The organism is Agrobacterium sp. 22-209-1 (assembly GCF_053522485.1).
The window spans coordinates 209,868-229,884 of sequence record NZ_JBNWCH010000004.1 but is presented as its reverse complement, the minus strand read 5'-3'; the positions used below and the strand labels follow the sequence as shown (position 1 = coordinate 229,884).

Below are 20,017 nucleotides of genomic sequence, written 5' to 3'. Positions count from 1 at the left end.
CTGGAGGCGTCCTTGGACGATACCGCCGCGCTGAAAACCACGCCGCTGCATTCCCTGCACCTATCGCTTGGCGCCCGCATGGTGCCCTTTGCCGGTTACGACATGCCGGTGCAATATCCGGCCGGTGTGTTGAAGGAGCATCTTCAGACCCGCACCTCAGCCGGCCTGTTTGACGTGTCCCATATGGGCCAGGTGATCGTGAAGGCGAAGTCCGGCAACAATGAAGATGCCGCGCTCGCCCTCGAAAAACTGGTGCCGGCGGATATTCTCGGCCTCAAGGAAGGCCGCCAGCGTTACGGTTTCTTCACCGATGAAAACGGCTGTATTCTGGATGATCTGATGATCACCAATCGCGGTGATCACCTGTTCGTCGTCGTCAACGCCGCCTGCAAGGATGCCGATGTTGCCCATATGAAGGCGCATCTTTCCAATGCTTGCGAAATAACGCTTCTCGATGACCGGGCGCTGATCGCGCTTCAGGGACCGCGCGCGGAAGAGGTGCTGGCGGAGCTTTGGACAGGCGTATCCGACATGAAATTCATGGATGTGCAGGAAGTGCCGTTGCATGATGTGCCCTGCATCGTCTCCCGCTCCGGTTATTCCGGCGAGGACGGTTTTGAAATCTCCGTGCCTGTGGACAAGGCAGAAGAGATCGCCAAGGCCCTGCTCGAACATCCCGATTGCGAAGCCATCGGGCTTGGCGCGCGCGACAGCTTGCGTTTGGAAGCTGGCCTTTGTCTTTATGGCAACGATATCGATACCACGACCTCCCCCATCGAAGCCTCGCTCGAATGGGCGATCCAGAAGGCGCGCCGCGCCGGCGGTGATCGCGAAGGCGGTTTTCCGGGGGAGAAACGCATTCTCGGCGAACTCAAGGACGGCACATCGCGCCGGCGTGTCGGTCTGAAGCCGGAAGGCAAGGCCCCGGTGCGCGGCCATTCGAAGCTTTTTGCGGATGCCGAAGGCAAGACGGAAATCGGTGAAGTCACCTCAGGCGGTTTCGGCCCCTCGGTCGAAGGCCCCGTCGCCATGGGTTACGTGCCTGTTTCCTACGCGGCTCCCGGCACGGCGATCTTCGCGGAAGTGCGTGGCAAATATTTGCCCGTCACCGTCGCCGTCCTGCCCTTCATCAAGCCCACTTATAAACGCTAATCCTCATTCCATCTCCGGAGAGAACACGATGCTGAAATTTACCGCAGAACACGAATGGCTGAAGTTCGAAGGCGACGTCGCCACCGTTGGCATTACCAGCCACGCCGCCGAACAGCTTGGCGACCTCGTCTTCGTCGAATTGCCAGAAGTGGGCGCCACCTTCTCCAAGGATGGCGACGCAGCGACCGTTGAATCCGTTAAGGCGGCTTCCGATGTCTATTGTCCGCTGGATGGCGAAGTGGTGGAGATCAATCAGGCCATTGTCGACGATCCCTCGCTGGTCAATTCCGACCCGCAGGGTGCCGGTTGGTTCTTCAAGTTGAAACTCTCCAATCCGGCCGATGCCGAGACGCTGCTCGACGAAGCAGCCTACAAGGAGCTGATCGCGTAATGACGACGCCCACCGAATTCCATTTTACCGACTACCAGCCCTATGATTTCGCCAACCGGCGTCACATCGGGCCGTCGCCGTCGGAAATGGCGGAGATGCTGAAGGTTGTCGGCTATAAGAGCCTCGACGCACTGATCGACGCCACCGTCCCCTCCTCCATCCGCCAGAAGGTGCCGCTGACCTGGGGTGCCGCGCTGACCGAACGCGAGGCGCTCGACCGCCTGCGCGAAACGGCCAACAAGAACCAGGTACTGACCTCGCTGATCGGCCAGGGTTATTACGGCACGATCACGCCCCCGGTCATCCAGCGCAACATTCTGGAAAACCCGGCCTGGTACACGGCTTACACGCCCTACCAGCCGGAAATCAGCCAGGGCCGCCTTGAGGCGCTCTTGAACTACCAGACTATGGTCTGCGATCTGACCGGTCTCGATGTCGCCAATGCATCGTTGCTCGATGAAGCGACGGCGGCCGCCGAAGCCATGTCCATGTGCCAACGCGTCGCGAAATCCAAGGCGACCGCCTTCTTCGTGGACGCCAATTGCCATCCGCAGACCATTGCGCTGATCGAGACCCGCGCGGCCCCGCTGGGCTGGAAGGTGATCGTCGGCAACCCGTTCACCGATCTCGATCCCGTCGACGTGTTCGGCGCGATCTTCCAGTATCCCGGCACACACGGCCATGTCAGCGATTTCTCGGGCCTGATTTCCCGTCTGCACCAGACGGGCGCGATCGCCGCCGTCGCCGCCGATCTGCTGGCGCTGACGCTGCTGAAATCTCCCGGCGAAATGGGTGCTGACATCGCCATCGGCACCTCGCAACGTTTCGGCGTTCCTGTCGGTTACGGTGGCCCGCATGCGGCTTACATGTCGGTCAAGGACGCACATAAGCGTTCCATGCCCGGCCGTCTGGTTGGCGTCTCGGTCGATGCGCGCGGCAATCGCGCCTATCGCCTGTCGCTGCAGACGCGCGAGCAGCATATCCGTCGCGAAAAGGCCACTTCCAACATCTGCACGGCGCAGGTGCTGCTGGCCGTCATGGCCTCCATGTACGGCGTCTTCCACGGCCCGCAAGGCATCAAGGCGATTGCCCAGCAGACCCACCAGAAGGCCGTTTTGATGGCCAAGGGCCTGGAAAAACTTGGCTACGTCATCGAGCCGGAAACCTTCTTCGACACGATCACCGTCGAAGTCGGTCATATGCAGGGCGTCATCCTGCGCTCGGCCGTTGCGGAAGGTGTGAACCTGCGCAAGGTCGGCGCGACCAAGATCGGCATGAGCCTTGACGAGCGCACGCGTCCCGCGACGCTTGAGGCGGTCTGGCGCGCATTCGGCGGCAATTTCTCGATCTCGGATTTCGAGCCGGAATATCGCCTGCCGAAGGAACTGCTGCGTACCAGCCAGTACATGACGCATCCGATCTTCCACATGAACCGTGCCGAAAGCGAGATGACCCGTTACATCCGTCGCCTTTCGGACCGTGATCTGGCGCTGGACCGCTCAATGATCCCGCTCGGTTCGTGCACCATGAAGCTCAACGCAACGGCCGAAATGCTGCCGATCACCTGGCCGGAATTTTCCGACATTCATCCCTTCGTGCCGGCCAATCAGGCGCTCGGTTACAAGGAGATGATTGACGACCTCTCGGAAAAGCTGTGCTCGGTCACCGGTTACGACGCCTTCTCCATGCAGCCGAATTCCGGCGCGCAGGGGGAATATGCGGGGCTTCTGACCATCCGCAACTATCACTTGGCCAATGGCGACAGCCATCGCGATATATGCCTCATTCCAACGTCCGCCCATGGCACCAACCCGGCCTCGGCGCAGATGGCCGGTATGAAGGTGGTGCCGGTGAAGGCACGCGATAACGGCGACATCGATATCGATGATTTCCGTGCAAAAGCAGAGCAGTATGCAGAAAACCTCTCGTGCTGCATGATCACCTACCCGTCCACCCACGGCGTGTTTGAGGAGACTGTTCGCGAGATTTGCGAGATCACCCACAAGCATGGTGGACAGGTCTATCTCGACGGGGCCAACATGAACGCCATGGTCGGCCTCGCCCGTCCCGGCGATATCGGCTCTGACGTTTCGCACCTCAACCTGCACAAGACCTTCTGCATTCCGCATGGCGGCGGCGGTCCGGGCATGGGGCCGATCGGCGTCAAGGCGCATCTGGCTCCCTATCTTCCCGGCCATCCGACGACGGACGGTCGTGAAGGTGCGGTGTCTGCCGCCCCGTTCGGCTCGCCGTCGATCCTGCCGATTTCCTGGAGCTATTGCCTGATGATGGGCGGCGAAGGGCTGACGCAGGCGACCAAGGTGGCGATCCTCAACGCCAACTACATCGCCGAACGGCTGAAGGGCGCTTACGACGTGCTCTACAAGTCCGAAACCGGACGTGTGGCGCATGAGTGCATCATCGATACCCGGCCCTTAGCGGACAGCTGCGGCGTGACGGTGGACGATGTCGCAAAGCGTCTCATCGATTGCGGTTTCCATGCGCCGACCATGAGCTGGCCGGTTGCCGGTACGCTGATGATCGAGCCGACCGAATCCGAGACCAAGGCGGAAATCGACCGTTTCTGCGATGCTATGCTGGCGATCCGTGAGGAAGCCCGCGACATCGAGGAAGGCCGTGCGGACAAGAGCAACAATCCGCTGAAGAACGCGCCGCACACGGTGGAAGACCTCGTCGGCGAATGGGATCGTCCCTATAGCCGAGAAAAGGGCTGCTTCCCGCCCGGAGCCTTCCGCATCGACAAATACTGGTCGCCGGTCAACCGCATTGACAATGTCTATGGCGACCGCAACCTCATCTGCACCTGCCCGCCAATGGAGGCCTACGCCGAAGCGGCGGAATAAGGCAACGGTGCAAGCCGACACGCGAAGGCCCGGAGCAATCCGGGCCTTTTCCGTCAAGGCGACATTTTCGCTATCTGGCTCACGCTTCCGCATGGTTGATCCCGGTATGTCCCGTGTTAAACAGATGACGCTGCGACATGGGGATGGAGTTGGAATGCGTCTGATTTGCCTGAACGGTTGGGGCGGAAAGCTCCACGATGAACTTGTCCCTTATATTGTCTCGTCCGACCCCGATATCTTATGTCTGCAGGAAGTGGTGCACACACCGGTCGCCACACAGGACTGGCTGAGTTACCGTGATCACGGCATCGAACTACCGCAGAGGGCGAATTTCCTGCGTGATGTCGCCGAGGCCTTGCCGGATCATGTGGCGATATTTTGCCCTGCGGCGCAGGGCGATATCTGGCAGGGCGAGACTCGATATTCTTCCCAATGGGGACTGGCGACATTCGTACGCAAGTCCATAGCCATCGTTGCGCAGGCGCAGGGGTTTGTGCATGGAGCCTTCTCCGCGGATGGATATGGCGATCATCCACGTTCACGCACGGGCCATGCCATCAGGATTTTTGACTTCACGACCCGTCAGCCCGCCGTTATCGCCCACATGCACGGCCTGCGAGATCCCAACAACGGCAAGCACGACACCTCCGACCGTCTGGCGCAGGCAAAACGTCTCGTCCAACTTGTAAAAAACATTGCGGAGGATGGCGACAGGATCGTCGTCTGCGGCGACTTTAATGTCCTGCCAGAGAGCCAAACCTTTGCCATACTCAAGGAGTTGGACCTCGTCGAGCTTGTCACCACACGCGGCTTTACCGATACTCGGACGTCACACTACCCCAAACAGAACCGCTATGCGGATTACATGTTGGTCAATGAGGCCGTGAAAATCGACTGCTTTGACGTGGTGAGAAGGCCGGAAGTATCGGACCACTGCCCCCTGCTCCTGGAATTCCACTGACAATTGGGTTGCCTTTCCCGACATTGTCATTTGCTCGATCAACGCACCAGCCTTATATCGCTCGTTACCACCGTCTTGCCTGTCTTCCCATCCTTGTCCGTGGTGCGCAGCCGCAGGCCGTTATCGCCGATTTTCTCTATGGTCATGGCGGCGGTACGGTCACCATTGATGTCGCGTTGCCAGCGGACAGTGAGATTGATCGCATTTCCCCGGCGATTACCAGCGAGCGCGGAAGGGCGGCCGGAAGGTCCCGTGTAAGTGCCGCTGTAACGCGCACCGCTTGCTGCCAGATCGGCGGCGATGGTGCGTTTTACCACGAGGAGTCCGCGGCAGGTTCCGGACATGCGCAGCGCCGTTTGCCGAGCGTTGGAATTCAGCGTGCAATTCACGTTGATTGCCGGCCTGCCTATGCGGGTTATCACCGTCCCCTTCCCGATCCACGTGCCCTGAAGCGACGACAAAAAGGTGCTTTCATCGGCGGCGGCTGGCCGCATGGCAAAAAAACCTGCCGTAATGGCAATGATCGTGGCGCTGATTGTTCCTGTTCTCATCATGGAGCGGTTACGTTGGTTTGGTTTCGTTCAAACGCTAACGCGCCATCGCGCCCGGATGTTCCATCGCGATGATGCCGCACAGGTCACCCAATCGGCTTTATAAACAAAAAAGGAGGCCCAAAGGCCCCCTGGTCTTTATTCAATTGTATGGAAATCCGGCGTCAACCGACGAATGCCCGCTCGATCACGAATTCGGCCGGCTTGTTGTTGGCGCCTTCGTTAAGGCCGGCCTTTTCAAGCAATTCCTTGGTGTCCTTGAGCATCGCCGAAGAACCGCAGATCATGCCGCGATCGACGTCGGGATCGAGCGTCGGCACACCAAGATCAGCAAACAGCTTGCCGTTCTCGATCAGCGTGGTGATGCGGCCCTTGAAGGGGTAATCTTCGCGGGTGACGGTCGCATAATGCTTCAGCTTGTCGCCGACGATCTCGTTCAGGAATTCGTGGTTGCGGATTTCCTCAACCAGATCGAAGCCGTATTTCAGCTCGGCCACGTCACGGCAGGTATGGGTGAGGATGACTTCCTCGAACTTCTCATAGGTCTCCGGGTCACGGATCAGGCTCGCAAAAGGCGCGATGCCGGTGCCGGTGGAGAACATGTAAAGCCGTCTTCCGGGCGTCAGCGCATCCAGAACCAGCGTGCCTGTCGGCTTCTTGCGCATCAGGACGGTATCGCCGGGCTTGATCGCCTGAAGATGCGATGTCAGCGGGCCATCCGGAACCTTGATCGAGAAGAATTCCAGTTCCTCGTCCCAGGCGGGGCTGGCGATGGAATAGGCGCGGTAGATCGGTTTTTCTCCGACCATCAAGCCGATCATGGCGAATTCGCCGGAACGGAAACGAAAACCCGCCGGACGCGTCATGCGGAAACGGAACAGGTGATCCGTATAATGCTCCACCGATAAAACCGTCTCGGCGTAAACACCGTCAGGTATCTTGATCGCGAAATCTTCCGTCTTGGCTGGCGCGTTCATTTAAGGTTCCGTCCATTCTTATTGGATGCGACATTCTCCAACCGGGCAATTATACCATTTTTGCTCCGGTTTGAAGGCATGAGAACGTCAATACTGCCATGTGCGTAGGAAATATGTATATAATACTCATATTTCCACGCAACGTGTCATAGAGACGCACGACGACGCCAGCTATAGGCCTCGCCGCCACTCGCCGGCTTGGCTGTCGGCTGATAATAAACCGGAATTTCCGGCAGGCGATTTTCGGACAAACGGCTGATGGCCGTGCCGTTCGTCACCGCAAAGCTGGTGAATCCGGTGCGAAGCATCAGCGGCACCTGATCGATCAGGACGTCGCCAACCGCCCTCACCTCGCCCGCAAAATTAAGACGGCTGCGCAGCAACGAGGCGTGGCTGAATCCGCGACCGTCATTGAAGGCCGGGAAGCTTACGGCGACAAGGTCGATACGGTCGAGATAGGGTCCGAGCCGCGTCACATCGTCGGCGGGCGTGATCAGAACACCGAGACCGATATCGTTGCTTTCGGCGGCACGAACCAGAAAATCGGCAAGCGGCAGCACCGGCTTCTGCTCCGCTGTCGCTTTCACTTCTTCCGTTTCAATCACCCAGGGATCGTTTTCCACGAAGCCGTCGCGGTTCCAGATTTTTGTCATGGCATTCTCCTCAGGCGGCTTCTGCGGCGGAACCGTAAAGCGCGTGCTTGAACGGCTGCGGTCCAACGCGGCGATAGGCTTCAAGGAAGTTTTCTTCCTTCGAAAGGCGAAGCCCGAGATAGGTGTCAACGATGGTTTCGATGGCGTCGGTGACTTTTTCCGGCTCGAAGCCGCGGCCGATGATTTCACCGATCGAGGTGTTTTCATCACCCGATCCGCCAAGCGTGATCTGGTAGAGTTCCGCACCCTTCTTCTCAACACCCAGAAGGCCGATATGGCCGACATGGTGGTGACCGCAGGCATTGATGCATCCGGAAATCTTGATCTTCAGCTCACCGATTTCCGCCTGACGCTCCGGCGAACCGAAACGGGTGGAAATTTCCTGCGCCACCGGAATGGAGCGCGCATTGGCGAGCGCGCAATAATCCAGCCCGGGACAGGCAATGATATCGGTGATGAGCCCGGCATTGGCGGTCGCAAGGCCAGCGCCTACCAGCGCGCGATAAACCGGCTCGAGATCGGCCAGCGCCACATGCGGCAGTATGATGTTCTGCTCATGGCTGATACGGATTTCGTCGAAGGCATATTCCGCGGCGATATCGGCGACGAGTTCCATCTGCTCGTCGGTCGCATCCCCCGGAATCCCGCCGATCGGCTTCAGTGAGATCGTCACCATGCCGTAATCGGGATGCTTGTGCGGCGCGACGTTCTGCTCGACAAAACGGGCAAAGCCTTCATCTGCCCGCTTCCAGCGCGCCAGGCTCTCCCAGCCTTCCGGCCGGTCCTTCAGTGCCGGCGGCGCGAAATAAGCGGTGATTGCCGCGATATCGGCATCCGGAAGCTTCAACTCGGTGTTCTTGAGTTCGGCGAATTCGACCTCGACCTGGCGGGCCAATTCTTCCGCACCGGTCTCGTGCACGAGGATCTTTATGCGCGCCTTGTATTTGTTGTCGCGACGGCCATGCAGGTTATAAACGCGCATGATCGCCGTGGTGTAGGACAACAGGTCCTCTTCCGGCAGGAAGTCGCGGATTTTCTTGGCGATCATCGGCGTGCGGCCCTGTCCGCCGCCGACATAGACGGCGAACCCGATCTCACCCTTGTCGTTCTTCTTGAGATGCAGGCCGATATCGTGAACCTGAATGGCCGCACGGTCGCGTTCGGCGCCGGTGACAGCGATCTTGAACTTGCGCGGCAGGAAGGAGAATTCCGGGTGCACGGAAGACCACTGACGCAGGATTTCCGCATAGGGGCGCGGATCGGCGACCTCATCGGCAGCCGCGCCAGCGAAATGATCGGCGGTGACGTTGCGAATGCAGTTGCCGGAGGTCTGGAGCGCATGCATCTCCACGCCCGCCAGTTCGGACAAGATGTCCGGCGTATCGGAAAGGCGCGGCCAGTTGTACTGGATGTTCTGACGGGTAGTGAAGTGGCCGTAACCCCGGTCATATTTGCGGGCGATATGGGCCAGCATCCGCATCTGCTTCGAATTCAGCGTGCCGTAGGGAATGGCGACGCGCAGCATATAGGCGTGCAGCTGAAGATAGACGCCGTTCATCAGGCGCAGCGGCTTGAACGCATCTTCGGCCAGTTCGCCGGACAACCGGCGTTCGACCTGGTCGCGAAACTGCGCCACGCGGCCTTCAACAAATGCGTGATCGAACTCGTCGTAACGGTACATATTCTTCCTCAGACTGCGATGAATGCTGCATCGGCCGGCTTGTAACCGGCGGCATAGTGCATGGTCGGGCCGGCGGCGCGGATGCGTTCGCGAAGACGCGTCGGCCAAAGCTTGCCATTCTCGTCGACGACGTCGATGATGGCCACATCAACGACCTTGTTGGCGGAAAAATCCCGCTTGCCGATTTCCTCGAGCGAGGCGACCGCCTCCGCATGGCGGGCAACGATTGCGCCCTGCAGGTTCTCCGTCCACTCCCCGTTGGCATCGAGCCAGACGGCGATGCCATCGCTCAGCCGGTTGGCGGTCAACACCTTATCAGCCATTTGCATACTCCCGTTTGAAATCCGCCGGCCGCACTGACGATGCAAGCGCCTCGGACCTGTCAAAATTAGCGCCCGCCACCGCATCGCCAATGATGACCATGACCGGGCCGGTCAGTTCATCGTGATATTCGAGTTCGGGCAGATCGTTCAGTGTGCCATGCAGCAGGCGGCGATCCGCGCGGCTGGCGTTTTCGATGACGGCGACGGTGGTTTCCACACCAAGCCCTGCATCGATCAGCCGCTTCGCGACCGAAGCAGCAACGCTGCGGCCCATGTAGACGGCAATGGTCGCGCCGGAGACGGCAAGTCGTGCCCAATCGGGCAGAACATCGCCCGCCAGATCGTGGCCGGTGGTGAAAATCAGAGATGAAGCGACACCGCGCAGAGTCAGCGGCAATTCGAAATCCGCAGCCGCGGCAAAGGCCGAGGTGATGCCGGGCACGATCTCATAGGCAATACCGGCCTCGCGCAGCGCCGCCATTTCTTCGCCCGCCCGGCCATAGACCAGCGGATCGCCGGATTTGAGGCGCACGACGCGCTTGCCATCTTTGCCGAGGCGCACCAGCAGGCGGTTGATCTCATCCTGCGATTTGCTGTGGCAGCCCTTGCGCTTGCCAACGGAGAGGCGCTCGGCGTCGCGGCGACCCATATCGACAATCGCCCGCGGCACAAGCGCGTCGTAAACGATCACATCGGCTTCCATCAGTACGCGCTGCGCGCGCAGCGTCAGCAGATCTTCAGCGCCCGGCCCCGCGCCGACGAGCCAGATACGGCCTTCGCTGCGTTCGGGCGATTGCAGCAGGCGGCCGACGGCCTGACGAGCGGAGAACGTGTCGCCAACAGCGACGGCATCCGCCACCGCACCTGAAAAGAACCGTCGCCAAAAATTGCGCCGCAAGGCGCCCTTCGGCACGTTCTCCTCGGCCGCATCACGATACTGCACGGCAAGGCGCGCAAGCTTGCCGAGCGACGGCGACAGCATCTGGTCAATGCGGGCGCGGATCATCTGGGCGAGAACAGGCCCTGCCCCTTCCGTGCCGATAGCCACGGCGACGGGCGCGCGGGCGACGAGCGCGGGGGTAAAGAAATCGCAGAATTCCGGCTGATCCACCGCATTGGCAGGGATTTTCGCGGCGCGCGCGACGGTGACGATCTCACGGTCCAGCGCCTCGTCGCCGGTAGCGGCGAAGACCAGCGTGGCGCCTTCGACCAATTCGCCGGCGAAAGCCAAAGCCCGATGATCAATGCTGTTTTCGCTGATATAACGGGCAAAATCGGCTTCCGGCTGGTCGGCATAGGCAATGATATGCGCGCTGGTATTGGCGAGAAGCCTTACCTTCGCGAAGGCTTCATCGCCATTTCCGAAAACAGCGACCTGCTGCCCCTCGACCCGGAAGAAAGCGGGGAAGGTTGAAAGGCGGTCGCCAGCAGCGGAAAAATCATGTTCGTTGTGCATTGGATATATATCCCGCATTGCGGTGCAAGATTGAAGAAACAGAAATTCAAGCCTTTCCGGCACCTGGATTTTTATTTCTCGAAGACCCCGGTTTTGGAGGAAAACAAACCGGCGATGCTTTTCCACACCCGCGCTAGCCCTGAGAATCCCCTCGCAATCTCTTGACAAAGCGGGTCCCCACGCCGAACAAGGAGCGACAATCGACTGTCGATTTCCCCATGCGAAGACCGCTTTTTCTTAAAGCGGCACGAAGGACCAGACCCTTGACCAACCCCACCCTCGCCGCCCGCCTTCTCGATGTCATCGAACACGATATTCTGCCCTTGACGTCGAGGGGCGTCAGCCTTGGCAACAAGGTTTTCGGTGCGGCGATCCTGCGAAAATCGGACCTGTCGCTGGTTATCGCCGAGACCAATAACGAGCTGGAAAATCCGCTCTGGCATGGTGAAGTGCACACGCTGAAGCGGTTTTACGAGTTGGGCGAAAAGCCGAACACGAAGGAACTGATTTTTCTCTCCACCCACGAACCCTGCACCATGTGCATGTCCGCCATCACCTGGGCCGGTTTCGACAATTTCTATTCCTTCTTCAGCCACGAAGATTCCCGCGACGCTTTCGCGATCCCGCATGACCTGAAAATCCTCAAGGAGGTCTTCGGACTGGAACCGGGCGGCTATCGCCGCAACAATGCGTTCTGGAATTCGTATTTCATCGCCGATCTGGTGGAGCGTGAAGAGGACCCGTTGAAAACCGCGTTGAAAACGCAGACGGCCCGTATCAAGACCGCCTATGACGATCTTTCCACCAGCTACCAGTCGTCCAAGAGCGGCAACGATATTCCATTGAACTAAAGCATTTCCGGCGGACGTGCGTGGCGGTTTTCCGTCCGGGCGATGCGCGGAAACAAAGAACGAAGGTTTGAGACATTATGGAAGCCTCGAAGGATATTTCCCGCCTGATCGAGATCATGGAAGCGCTGCGTCAGCCGGAAACCGGCTGCCCCTGGGACGTCGTGCAGACCTTCGAGACAATCAAGCCCTATACGATCGAAGAGGCTTATGAAGTTGCCGACGCCATTGAGCGCAAGGATATGGACGATCTTTGCGAGGAGCTGGGCGACCTGCTGTTACAGGTGGTTTTCCATGCCCGTATTGCCGAAGAGATGGGCGAATTCGCCTTCGGCGATGTGGTGCAGGCCGTCACCGCGAAGATGATCCGCCGTCATCCCCATGTCTTCGCCGTATCCGACGCCGACACGCCGGACGGCGTCAAACTGCAATGGGATCGCATCAAGGCGGAAGAGAAACGCGAGCGTGCAGAGCGACGCGCGCGACGGGGCATCACCGAGGATTTCAAGGCAGGCTTTCTGGGCGGTGTACAGCGTAGCCAGCCGGCGCTGACCGAGGCCCTGAAGCTGCAGGAACAGGCAGCGCGTGCCGGTTTCGACTGGTCGAACCCCGCTCCCATTCTCGACAAGATCGAGGAGGAAATCGCGGAACTGCGTGAGGCGCTGGCGGAAGGAAAACCGGAAAAGGTCTCGGACGAGCTCGGCGATCTCATCTTTGCCCTCGTCAATATCGGCCGGCATGTCAAAGCCGATCCGGAAGATGCGCTGCGCGGCACGAATACGAAATTCCGCAGACGTTTCAATCACATCGAAACGTCGCTCACCCAAAATGGCGAAACGCTGGAAGAAGCGAGTCTCGAGAGAATGGAAGATCTCTGGCAGGCGGCGAAACGCATCGAACGTTCGCTTGATACGGTTTCATCGTGATCGCAGGGATATGCGGTGGATCCGGCAAGGTACAGCTTTTCCACTATGACTGCCGAATGCATCTGGCAGCAGCGCAGCATCCGCAACCGTCACCCCTGATTTAGTGCGAGGTCCAGCGCGACCAGGTCTTTGATCGCAAAAGACTCTTCTCACGGCGCAGACGCGATAAGGCTGTATTCCGGCTCAAGGCCGGAACGACGGAGAGAGTTTGGCACAATGCAGGGAGCGCTCAGCGCTCCCAGTCTTCCCGCTCGCGAACCGTCGCTTTTCCAAGCTTCCGTTCCAGTTCGGCCGCTTGCGCTTCCGACAAGCGCACATCGAGCGCGACTGATCCGTCCTCGTGATCTTCACGATTGTCGACGATGGAATTGCTGTAGACCCAGGATATCAGCGGCAACTGCTCAACGGAAAGAACCACGGTGGTTTCCGTCAGAACACCGGAAAGACGCTTAGAAATCTCGTCCATCAGGGCATCGACGCCCTCACCCGTGATGGCCGAAACGGCGCGGATATCGGAACGACCTTCGGCGCGCTGCATGATGGCGTCATGCGCTTCCGGCTCGAGACGGTCGACCTTGTTCCAGACCTCGATGATGCGCTTTTCCGCTTCCTTCTCGTCAATGCCGAGGTCACCGAGAATACGCAACACATCCGCAGACTGGGCAGCATTGTCCGGATCGGACATATCGCGCACATGCAGAACGAGATCGGCTTCCAGCACCTCTTCCAGAGTGGCGCGGAAAGCGGCGACCAGATGCGTTGGGAGATCGGAAATGAAACCGACCGTATCGGACAGGATAACGGTGCGGCCATGTGGCAGCTTCATGCGGCGCAAGGTCGGGTCGAGCGTGGCGAACAGCATATCCTCCGCCAGAACGCCAGCGCCGGTGATGCGGTTGAACAGCGTGGATTTGCCTGCATTGGTGTAACCGACCAGCGCGACGATCGGATGCGGCACCTTGCGGCGCTTGGCGCGGTGTAGCTGCCGCGTGCGCACCACCTGCTCCAGCTCGCGCTCCAGCTTGACGATGCGTTCCTGCAAAAGCCGGCGGTCGGCCTCGATCTGGGTTTCACCCGGACCGCCCATGAAGCCCGCACCGCCGCGCTGGCGCTCAAGGTGGGTCCAGCTTCGGACGAGGCGGCCCTTCTGGTAGTTCAGATGCGCAAGATCGACCTGCAGCGTGCCTTCCTTCGTGGAGGCGCGGCGGCCGAAGATTTCAAGGATCAGACCCGTGCGGTCGATGACCTTGCAATTCCACTGCTTTTCGAGATTGCGCTGCTGCACCGGGGTCAACGGATGATCGACGATCACCAGGCCGGAATCGGTCTCATCGAGAAGATGACCGATTTCTTCGATCTTGCCGGTTCCGAACAGCGTGGCCGGGCGCGGCTGGTTCACCGGAACGATGAGACCCTGCGTCACTTCCAGATCGATGGCGAGCGCCAGTCCCTTTGCTTCGTCAAGCTTGGCTTCGACCGAACGGCCGGGGGTAGCCGGGCCGGCAGCCGCATCGCGGGTTTCGCGCTGCTTGAGGACCGGCACGAGGACGACCGCACGCATGTCGTCGCGGCGCTTTTCCTGCTCCGGAATAATCGATTCGTTCGAGGTGTCGCGCGTTGAAATGGGTTCAGCCTTGTCCAGAAAGAGGATTGCGGCCGACCGCATCCGCGCGGGCGGCCATGGGAATTAACCTGACGGCACGGGAAATGTTCCCGGTCCGGGTCAGTCTATGTCGAATATTCGTCGAGGGAGCCCGATCAGGCAGCGCCTTCTTCGCTTTCGAACATCTGCATCGGCTGGCCGGGCATGATGGTGGAGATCGCATGCTTGTAAACAAGCTGCGAATGACCGTCACGGCGCAGAAGCACGCAGAAATTGTCGAAGGAGGTGACAACGCCCGTCAGCTTGACGCCGTTGATCAGGAAAATCGTGAGCGAAATCTTTTGCTTACGAACGGTATTGAGGAAAAGATCCTGAAGGTTTTGAGAACGTTCCGCCATGGCGCCGCTTCTTTCTTTTTTGCCGGCAGGGATACCGGAAAATAATCAATCAATAATAAGCCGGCCGAGTCTTGTCCCCCGCTTGGCCGACCTCAAACTCTGGTATCAAATCGTGTTCCGTTCCGCAACGGTCAAAACAGCCGAATGAGTACGAGTATTGACCCACATTTTCAATTCGGGACAGTCAAAAATATTGTATCGACACACGGAAGAGTTGTTCAACATCGCGCACCGCATCGGCGGATGCAAACAGCACGACGCGGTCCTTCGCCTTGATTTTCGTGCTGCCATCCGGGCGGATCACCACCCCGTCGCGATAGATCGCCCCGATGCGCACACCCTCCGGCATGTCGATGTCGCGGAAGGACTGGCCGACCAGCGGCGACGTTTCCAACGCTTCCGCTTCGATCACCTCTGCCGAGCCGCGCTGGACGGCATAGACTGAGCGGATGCGCCCCTTGCGCACGTGCTGAAGCACGCGGGAGATCGTAACGGCCCGCGGGTTGATATAGGCATCGAGGCCCAGAGAGCGGGAGACATCGTGGAACGACGTACTGTTCAACAGCGCCAGATTCGATTTGCAGCCGAGTTGTTTGGCGATCACCGCAGCCAGAATATTGGTCTGGTCGTTATTGGTGAGCGTCACAATAAGATCGGCATCCTGAATATCGGCCTGCATGAGGATTTTCTGGTCAAGCGCCGAGCCATGCATGACGATGGTGTGGCTTAAGTGTTCAGATGCGGCAACCGCCCTGTCGCGGTCCGCCTCGATGATCTTCACCCGCGTTTTCGGCTGCAGTTCCTCGATCTTGCGCGCGACGAAGTGTCCGATATTGCCGGCGCCCGCAATCACGATTCGCTGCGCTTCCTGCTCCTCATGGCCGAAAAGACTTAAGGTGCGGCGGGCGTGATGGCGCTGGCAAATGACATAGGCAAGGTCGCCCACCCGCAATTGCTCAGAGGAATGCGCAACCTTGAGAACGCCGCCCCGGTAGACGCCCACTACCGTGGCGATGAGGTCGGGAAAGAGGCTGGAAAGCTGGTGCAGCGGCGTGTTGATGACCGGACAATCCTCCATGCACTCGATTGCCAGCATGGAGATCGTATCGTCTGCAAACCGAACCACATCGGTCGCGCCCGGAAAGGCGATGCGCCGCAGCACCATCTTGCCAACTTCGACTTCGGGGGAAATCGTTACATCGATGGACATGTTCTCGCGGCTGAAGAGATCGGCATATTCCGGCTTCAGATAGCTCTGGTCGCGGATGCGGGCGATTTTGGTCGGCACGCTGAACAGGGCATGCGCCACCTCGCAGGCGACGATGTTGATCTCGTCATGCAACGTCACGGCGATGATCATGTCGGCCTGATCGGCGCCGGCCTTGGCCAGCATGTCGGGATGGGCGCCATGACCGACGTAACCGCGCACATCCAGCGTCTCGGTAATGGCGGTGATGAGCGGCGCGGCGGTATCGATCACCGATACTTCGTTGTCCTCTCGAGACAATTGTTCGGCGATGCCGTAACCCACCTGCCCTGCGCCGCAAATGATAACTTTCATGCTGTCTCTCTGACGGAATAATCGGTTACGCCGAAGCGCCTTCTTCCCTTATACGCCGAGAGATTTCAGTTTGCGATGCAATGCAGACCGTTCCATGCCGACAAATTCCGCCGTTCGCGAAATATTGCCGCCGAAGCGGTTGATCTGCGCCATCAGATAGTCACGCTCGAACATCTCACGGGCCTCGCGCAGCGGCAGGGTCATGATGTGCTGATCGCCCTGCGCCGAAATCTTCGGCAGCATGTCGCCAATATCCGAGGGGAGCATGTCGGCCGAGATCGGCGCTTCGCCGCCTTCGGGACGGGCAAGAATCATCAGCCGTTCGATATTGTTGCGCAACTGCCGGATGTTACCCGGCCAGTCATGTGTCTGGAGAACGGCCATGGCGTCGTCACCGATCTTGCGCGGGCGGATGCCGGCCTGCTCGGAAATCTGGCGCATGAACATGTCCACGAGGAAAGGAATATCCTCGCGTCGTTCGGAGAGCGCCGGGACCTTCACCGGCACGACAGCGAGTCGATGATAAAGGTCTTCGCGGAACTGGCCTTCGGCGATCAGGCTTTCGAGGTGATGGGCGGTTGAGGAAATGATGCGCACATCCACCTTCACCCGCTTGCCGCCGCCGACGCGCTCGAACTGTTGGTCGACCAGCACCCGCAGGATCTTGTTCTGCGTTTCGCGCGGCATTTCGCCGACTTCATCAAGATACAGCACGCCGCGATGGGCTTCTTCCAGAGCGCCGACCTTGCGCGGCTGCCCGGGAAGTCCTTCCGTGCCAAAAAGCGCGATTTCCATGCGGTCCGGCGTGATCGTCGCGGCGTTAAGGGCGACGAAGGGTCCGCTCGCACGCGAGGACTTCTTGTGCACCATGCGCGCCACGAGCTCTTTGCCGGAACCGGAAGGACCGAGGATCATTATGCGGCTGTTGGTGGGAGCAACCCGGTCGATAGTCTGGCGAAGCTGCGACACCGCAAGCGACGCGCCGACGAGTTCAACCGCGTCACCGGTGCGCTTCTTGAGTTCCTGAACCTCACGCTTGAGCTTGGAGTTTTCCAGCGCCCGCTCGGCGATCAGGATGAGGCGGTCGGCCTTGAAGGGCTTTTCGATGAAGTCGAAAGCGCCGCGCTTGATGGCGTTGACAGCGGTTTCGATATTGCCGTGACCGGAGATCATGACGACAGGAATTTCGGGGTGACGGCTCTTGATTTCGTCCAGCAGCGCCAGACCGTCGAGCTTCGAACCCTGCATCCAGATGTCGAGAAATATCAGGCGCGGCACCCGCTCCGAAATGGCGGCCAGCGCGCTGTCGCTGTCAAACGCCATGCGGGTCTCGTGGCCTTCGTCGGAAAGAATGCCTGCTACGATTTCGCGAATGTCCGCCTCGTCATCCACGACCAAAATATCAGACGCCATATGCTGCTTCCTTGTTATTTTCGCCGCCGACCGCCTCGATATAGGGCAGCAGCACTCTGATCATGGCGCCGTGGCCGTGATCGAACTCCGGCGGGGCATCGTGGAGTTCCAGATACCCGCCATGCTCTTCGATGATTTTCTTGACGATGGCCAGACCGAGGCCCGTGCCCTTGTCCCGCATCGTCATATAGGGTTCGAGAATGCGGTGACGGTTCTCGACGGGCAGACCACGGCCATTGTCGATGATATCCGCCACGAAACGCGAATTGGCCTCGTCGAAGGATGCGCGCACCAGGATTTTCCCCGGCCGTTTTTCGCCTTCTACCGCCTCAATCGCCTCCGTCGCATTCTTGATGAGATTGCCGAAGGCCTGACCCAGCATGCGGGCATCAAACATGCCCTCCAGCGGGACATCGCCGAGCTCGGTCGAGAACTTCGTATCGGCCGCGCTGATTTCGCGCAGGAATGCCGCATCCTTCAAAATCGCCCGCAGGTCCGATTTCTCCTTCGTCGGCTTTGGCATGCGCGCAAAGGCCGAGAATTCATCGACCATACGGCCGATATCGCCTACCTGCCTGACTATGGTGTCGGTACACTGATCGAAGATGGCGCGGTCGTTTTCATCGATCTGCTTGCCGAAACGGCGCTTAATCCGCTCTGCAGAAAGCTGGATCGGCGTCAGCGGGTTCTTGATCTCATGCGCGATGCGACGCGCCACATCCGACCATGCGGTCGAACGCTGGGCGATGACGAGATCGGTGATGTCGTCAAGTGTGATGACGTAGCTGTCACGGCTGTCGCGAGCATCCTCACGGGTCACCTGCACATTCAGCGTCCGCTCCTTGCCGCGCCGCATGATATTGATCTGCTTGCGGAAGTTGCCGCGAGACCAGGTATTGGCCTCGTTGACGACCTGTTCGATTTCAGGCGCGATCTCCGACAGTTGCGCGCCGATAAGCTGTTCGGAGGTCTGCGCCAGAAACTCTTCGCCCGACGGATTGACGATGGTGATCCTGCGGCTCTCATCGACACCGATGACGGCGGCGGTGACGCCCGACAGCACGGCTTCGATGAAGCGGCGACGGTCGTCGATATCGTCCTTGGCCTCAATGATCTGTTCCTGCTGACTGCGCAGTTCAGAAACCATCTTGTTGAAGGTGCGCGACAGACGCCCGACGTCGCCATCGACAGCGCGAACGGGAACCAGCACATGCATGTTGCCGGTAGCGACGCTGTCTGCAGCACTGATGAGCAGGCGGATGGGCCGCACGATACGGTCAGCCACCGCGATCGCCGTCCAGATGGCCGCCAGAAGAACGATCAGCGCAAAACCGAGATAGAGGATCGCAAAAGCGATCTGCAGCGGCGCACGGCCCGCCTCCATAGCCTTGTATTCGGCGCGGTTCTCCTCCATCAGCCGCATGGCGCCCATCACCTTGGGATCGACGGCGCGCACTGTGTAAAGGAAGGTGCCGCTGATGCCTTCAAGCTTGATGATTGCGCCAACGAGGTTGGTGATACCGGGCGGGATCAGCGTCGGTTGGCCGGCGGCTGCTTTTTCAAGCGCGTCGTGCGGTATGGCGGGAAGCGGTTTTTCGGTCTTGATGTCGGCCTGGGCGACAGCATCACCGTCCTCCTGCACCAGAAACGCGCCAAGAAGACCGCGCCCCTTGGCCTGACGGGTCATCAGATCGACGAAGCCGGTGCGATCCAGATAAAAAAGCGCACGGTTGCGGTCGAGGTCGGTCGCCATCGACAGGGTCTGCCCCTGAAGATAACCGGCATTCTCCATCATATAGGCTTGGGCGATATTGCTCGATGAATCGACAATCGACTGCGTGCGCAGCGAAAACCAGCGGTCGAGGCCCACATTCAACGTCAAGCTGGCGAAGATGGCGACGAGGACCGCGGGCGTAATCGCCACGATGGAGAAAAGCACGACGATGCGGACGTGCAGGCGCGCCGCCGCCCTGCCCTTTTTGCGCGCTTTCAGCAGCCGGTTGATTTCGCGCCCGATAAGGAACATCAAGCCGATCACGAAGATCGAATTGATGACGACAGAGGCGATGACGACGTTCGATGTCGGTGCGATTGGCGTGACGCCCAGAAGTACGAACAGGGTGATGATGGCGCAAACGAGAGCGACGCCGGCGAGCACCAAACCCGGCAGAGCGAAAGACATCCTGCGATCGGCAACCACCATGCCCGCTGCTTCGTCGGCAACGGCGTTTTCGGCGGCGGGTTTCCGCATGCACTACT

The 20,017-nt window shown here is 59.5% G+C and carries 18 protein-coding genes; 7 read left to right on the top strand and 11 right to left on the bottom strand.

Going from position 1 to position 20,017, the window contains the following annotated elements; all coding sequences use genetic code 11:
* Positions 1–12 precede the first annotated feature (12 nt).
* The 4 genes from gcvT (at position 13) to ACQZ48_RS12225 (ending at position 5,368) form a co-directional block, all read left to right on the top strand.
* Positions 13–1,152: a glycine cleavage system aminomethyltransferase GcvT gene (gene gcvT / locus ACQZ48_RS12240; protein WP_191217600.1), complete on the top strand. Its 1,140-nt coding sequence runs from the start codon at positions 13–15 to the stop codon at positions 1,150–1,152.
* A gap of 28 nt (positions 1,153–1,180) precedes the next feature.
* A complete protein-coding gene (gene gcvH / locus ACQZ48_RS12235; RefSeq protein ID WP_137410279.1) occupies positions 1,181–1,543 on the top strand; it encodes a glycine cleavage system protein GcvH in 363 nt (120 codons plus the stop codon).
* A complete protein-coding gene (gene gcvP, locus ACQZ48_RS12230) occupies positions 1,543–4,407 on the top strand; it encodes an aminomethyl-transferring glycine dehydrogenase (RefSeq protein WP_191217601.1) in 2,865 nt (954 codons plus the stop codon). The genes gcvH and gcvP overlap by 1 nt, the downstream gene beginning before the upstream one ends.
* A gap of 154 nt (positions 4,408–4,561) precedes the next feature.
* On the top strand, positions 4,562–5,368 hold the full coding sequence (locus tag ACQZ48_RS12225; RefSeq protein WP_448728843.1) for an endonuclease/exonuclease/phosphatase family protein: 807 nt from the start codon (positions 4,562–4,564) through the stop codon (positions 5,366–5,368).
* A gap of 38 nt (positions 5,369–5,406) precedes the next feature.
* Here ACQZ48_RS12225 and ACQZ48_RS12220 read toward each other — a convergent pair whose 3' ends face one another.
* Positions 5,407–5,862: a hypothetical protein gene (locus ACQZ48_RS12220; protein ID WP_321186469.1), complete on the bottom strand. Its 456-nt coding sequence runs from the start codon at positions 5,860–5,862 to the stop codon at positions 5,407–5,409.
* Here ACQZ48_RS12220 and ACQZ48_RS12215 point away from each other — a divergent pair.
* Positions 5,861–6,025: a hypothetical protein gene (locus ACQZ48_RS12215; protein WP_191217662.1), complete on the top strand. Its 165-nt coding sequence runs from the start codon at positions 5,861–5,863 to the stop codon at positions 6,023–6,025. The genes ACQZ48_RS12220 and ACQZ48_RS12215 overlap by 2 nt on opposite strands.
* 58 nt (positions 6,026–6,083) lie before the next feature.
* On the opposite strand, the gene ACQZ48_RS12210 is transcribed toward ACQZ48_RS12215, so the two are convergent.
* The 5 genes from ACQZ48_RS12210 to cysG form a co-directional block, all read right to left on the bottom strand.
* A complete protein-coding gene (locus ACQZ48_RS12210) occupies positions 6,084–6,896 on the bottom strand; it encodes a ferredoxin--NADP reductase (RefSeq protein ID WP_077982331.1) in 813 nt (270 codons plus the stop codon).
* A gap of 146 nt (positions 6,897–7,042) precedes the next feature.
* Positions 7,043–7,549, bottom strand: a complete 507-nt coding sequence (locus ACQZ48_RS12205; RefSeq protein WP_077982933.1) for a DUF934 domain-containing protein — start codon at positions 7,547–7,549, stop codon at positions 7,043–7,045.
* A gap of 10 nt (positions 7,550–7,559) precedes the next feature.
* Positions 7,560–9,230 (bottom strand): nitrite/sulfite reductase, encoded by a 1,671-nt coding sequence (locus ACQZ48_RS12200; RefSeq protein ID WP_077982332.1) that lies wholly within the window; start codon positions 9,228–9,230, stop codon positions 7,560–7,562.
* 8 nt (positions 9,231–9,238) lie between these two features.
* Complete coding sequence (locus ACQZ48_RS12195; RefSeq protein ID WP_191217602.1) at positions 9,239–9,553, bottom strand: DUF2849 domain-containing protein; 315 nt, start codon at positions 9,551–9,553, stop codon at positions 9,239–9,241.
* Positions 9,546–11,009 (bottom strand): siroheme synthase CysG, encoded by a 1,464-nt coding sequence (gene cysG / locus ACQZ48_RS12190; protein WP_077982931.1) that lies wholly within the window; start codon positions 11,007–11,009, stop codon positions 9,546–9,548. Before cysG ends, ACQZ48_RS12195 begins: the two co-directional genes overlap by 8 nt.
* A 218-nt stretch (positions 11,010–11,227) precedes the next feature.
* On the opposite strand from cysG, the gene ACQZ48_RS12185 reads away from it, so the two are divergent.
* Both ACQZ48_RS12185 and mazG read left to right on the top strand, forming a co-directional pair.
* Entirely contained in the window at positions 11,228–11,860 is a 633-nt protein-coding gene (locus ACQZ48_RS12185; protein WP_420836195.1) for a deaminase, read from the top strand.
* A gap of 77 nt (positions 11,861–11,937) precedes the next feature.
* Entirely contained in the window at positions 11,938–12,783 is an 846-nt protein-coding gene (gene mazG / locus ACQZ48_RS12180) for a nucleoside triphosphate pyrophosphohydrolase (RefSeq protein WP_191217603.1), read from the top strand.
* Positions 12,784–13,012: 229 nt separating this feature from the next.
* Here the strand turns inward: mazG and hflX are convergent, their stop codons facing one another.
* From hflX to ACQZ48_RS12155, 5 genes are all read right to left on the bottom strand, one after another.
* Positions 13,013–14,449: a GTPase HflX gene (gene hflX / locus ACQZ48_RS12175; RefSeq protein ID WP_191217604.1), complete on the bottom strand. Its 1,437-nt coding sequence runs from the start codon at positions 14,447–14,449 to the stop codon at positions 13,013–13,015.
* A gap of 92 nt (positions 14,450–14,541) precedes the next feature.
* Positions 14,542–14,784: an RNA chaperone Hfq gene (gene hfq / locus ACQZ48_RS12170; RefSeq protein ID WP_003496145.1), complete on the bottom strand. Its 243-nt coding sequence runs from the start codon at positions 14,782–14,784 to the stop codon at positions 14,542–14,544.
* A gap of 184 nt (positions 14,785–14,968) precedes the next feature.
* The gene (trkA, locus tag ACQZ48_RS12165; RefSeq protein ID WP_077982336.1) at positions 14,969–16,345 is read right to left on the bottom strand and encodes a Trk system potassium transporter TrkA; all 1,377 of its coding nucleotides are present in this window, start codon (positions 16,343–16,345) and stop codon (positions 14,969–14,971) included.
* 48 nt (positions 16,346–16,393) lie between these two features.
* Positions 16,394–17,758, bottom strand: coding sequence for a nitrogen assimilation response regulator NtrX (ntrX, locus tag ACQZ48_RS12160; protein ID WP_003521348.1), 1,365 nt, complete (start codon positions 17,756–17,758; stop codon positions 16,394–16,396).
* On the bottom strand, positions 17,748–20,009 hold the full coding sequence (locus tag ACQZ48_RS12155; protein WP_077982337.1) for a sensor histidine kinase NtrY-like: 2,262 nt from the start codon (positions 20,007–20,009) through the stop codon (positions 17,748–17,750). Before ACQZ48_RS12155 ends, ntrX begins: the two co-directional genes overlap by 11 nt.
* Positions 20,010–20,017: the final 8 nt, after the last annotated feature.

Coding starts and splice junctions, on each gene's coding strand:
- ACQZ48_RS12185 (WP_420836195.1), top strand. CDS start 11,228: ATGCGAAGACCGCTTTTTCTTAAAGCGGCACGAAGGACCAGACCCTTG.
- ACQZ48_RS12205 (WP_077982933.1), bottom strand. CDS start 7,549: ATGACAAAAATCTGGAACCGCGACGGCTTCGTGGAAAACGATCCCTGG.
- ACQZ48_RS12195 (WP_191217602.1), bottom strand. CDS start 9,553: ATGGCTGATAAGGTGTTGACCGCCAACCGGCTGAGCGATGGCATCGCC.
- cysG (WP_077982931.1), bottom strand. CDS start 11,009: ATGCACAACGAACATGATTTTTCCGCTGCTGGCGACCGCCTTTCAACC.
- gcvH (WP_137410279.1), top strand. CDS start 1,181: ATGCTGAAATTTACCGCAGAACACGAATGGCTGAAGTTCGAAGGCGAC.
- ntrX (WP_003521348.1), bottom strand. CDS start 17,758: ATGGCGTCTGATATTTTGGTCGTGGATGACGAGGCGGACATTCGCGAA.
- gcvP (WP_191217601.1), top strand. CDS start 1,543: ATGACGACGCCCACCGAATTCCATTTTACCGACTACCAGCCCTATGAT.
- ACQZ48_RS12155 (WP_077982337.1), bottom strand. CDS start 20,009: ATGCGGAAACCCGCCGCCGAAAACGCCGTTGCCGACGAAGCAGCGGGC.
- trkA (WP_077982336.1), bottom strand. CDS start 16,345: ATGAAAGTTATCATTTGCGGCGCAGGGCAGGTGGGTTACGGCATCGCC.
- ACQZ48_RS12215 (WP_191217662.1), top strand. CDS start 5,861: ATGGCAAAAAAACCTGCCGTAATGGCAATGATCGTGGCGCTGATTGTT.
- ACQZ48_RS12210 (WP_077982331.1), bottom strand. CDS start 6,896: ATGAACGCGCCAGCCAAGACGGAAGATTTCGCGATCAAGATACCTGAC.
- ACQZ48_RS12220 (WP_321186469.1), bottom strand. CDS start 5,862: ATGCGGCCAGCCGCCGCCGATGAAAGCACCTTTTTGTCGTCGCTTCAG.
- ACQZ48_RS12225 (WP_448728843.1), top strand. CDS start 4,562: ATGCGTCTGATTTGCCTGAACGGTTGGGGCGGAAAGCTCCACGATGAA.
- ACQZ48_RS12200 (WP_077982332.1), bottom strand. CDS start 9,230: ATGTACCGTTACGACGAGTTCGATCACGCATTTGTTGAAGGCCGCGTG.
- hfq (WP_003496145.1), bottom strand. CDS start 14,784: ATGGCGGAACGTTCTCAAAACCTTCAGGATCTTTTCCTCAATACCGTT.
- hflX (WP_191217604.1), bottom strand. CDS start 14,449: ATGCGGTCGGCCGCAATCCTCTTTCTGGACAAGGCTGAACCCATTTCA.
- mazG (WP_191217603.1), top strand. CDS start 11,938: ATGGAAGCCTCGAAGGATATTTCCCGCCTGATCGAGATCATGGAAGCG.